The 1,474-nt window shown below is 54.3% G+C and carries 1 rRNA gene; it reads right to left on the bottom strand.

Annotated features, from left to right (window positions below):
- A 16S ribosomal RNA gene (locus tag LIX84_RS23285) occupies positions 1-1,474 on the bottom strand; the annotation flags it as partial.

Genomic DNA, 1,474 nt, shown 5'->3' with positions numbered 1-1,474 from the left:
TAAGGAGGTGATCCAGCGCCAGGTTCCCCTAGCGCTACCTTGTTACGACTTCACCCCAGTCATGAACCACAAAGTGGTAAGCGTCCCCCCGAAGGTTAAACTACCTACTTCTTTTGCAGCCCACTCCCATGGTGTGACGGGCGGTGTGTACAAGGCCCGGGAACGTATTCACCGTGGCATTCTGATCCACGATTACTAGCGATTCCGACTTCATGGAGTCGAGTTGCAGACTCCAATCCGGACTACGACGCACTTTTTGGGATTCGCTCACTTTCGCAAGTTGGCCGCCCTCTGTATGCGCCATTGTAGCACGTGTGTAGCCCTACTCGTAAGGGCCATGATGACTTGACGTCGTCCCCACCTTCCTCCGGTTTATCACCGGCAGTCTCCCTGGAGTTCCCGACATTACTCGCTGGCAAACAAGGATAAGGGTTGCGCTCGTTGCGGGACTTAACCCAACATTTCACAACACGAGCTGACGACAGCCATGCAGCACCTGTCTCAGAGTTCCCGAAGGCACCAATCCATCTCTGGAAAGTTCTCTGGATGTCAAGAGTAGGTAAGGTTCTTCGCGTTGCATCGAATTAAACCACATGCTCCACCGCTTGTGCGGGCCCCCGTCAATTCATTTGAGTTTTAATCTTGCGACCGTACTCCCCAGGCGGTCTACTTAACGCGTTAGCTCCGAAAGCCACGGCTCAAGGCCACAACCTCCAAGTAGACATCGTTTACGGCGTGGACTACCAGGGTATCTAATCCTGTTTGCTCCCCACGCTTTCGCATCTGAGTGTCAGTATCTGTCCAGGGGGCCGCCTTCGCCACCGGTATTCCTTCAGATCTCTACGCATTTCACCGCTACACCTGAAATTCTACCCCCCTCTACAGTACTCTAGTCTGCCAGTTTCAAATGCTATTCCGAGGTTGAGCCCCGGGCTTTCACATCTGACTTAACAAACCACCTGCATGCGCTTTACGCCCAGTAATTCCGATTAACGCTCGCACCCTCCGTATTACCGCGGCTGCTGGCACGGAGTTAGCCGGTGCTTCTTCTGTCGCTAACGTCAAACAACGCCGCTATTAACGACGCCGCCTTCCTCACGACTGAAAGTACTTTACAACCCGAAGGCCTTCTTCATACACGCGGCATGGCTGCATCAGGCTTGCGCCCATTGTGCAATATTCCCCACTGCTGCCTCCCGTAGGAGTCTGGACCGTGTCTCAGTTCCAGTGTGGCTGATCATCCTCTCAGACCAGCTAGGGATCGTCGCCTTGGTGAGCCCTTACCTCACCAACTAGCTAATCCCACCTAGGCATATCCTGACGCGAGAGGCCCGAAGGTCCCCCTCTTTGGCCCGTAGGCATCATGCGGTATTAGCCATCGTTTCCAATGGTTATCCCCCACATCAGGGCAATTTCCTAGGCATTACTCACCCGTCCGCCGCTCGACGCCGTTATCGTTCCCCGAAGGTTCAGA

This window comes from Vibrio sp. E14, assembly GCF_020515785.1.
GTDB classification, from domain to species: Bacteria; Pseudomonadota; Gammaproteobacteria; order Enterobacterales; family Vibrionaceae; genus Vibrio; species Vibrio diabolicus.
This window is presented reverse-complemented; position numbering and strand designations above follow the sequence as displayed.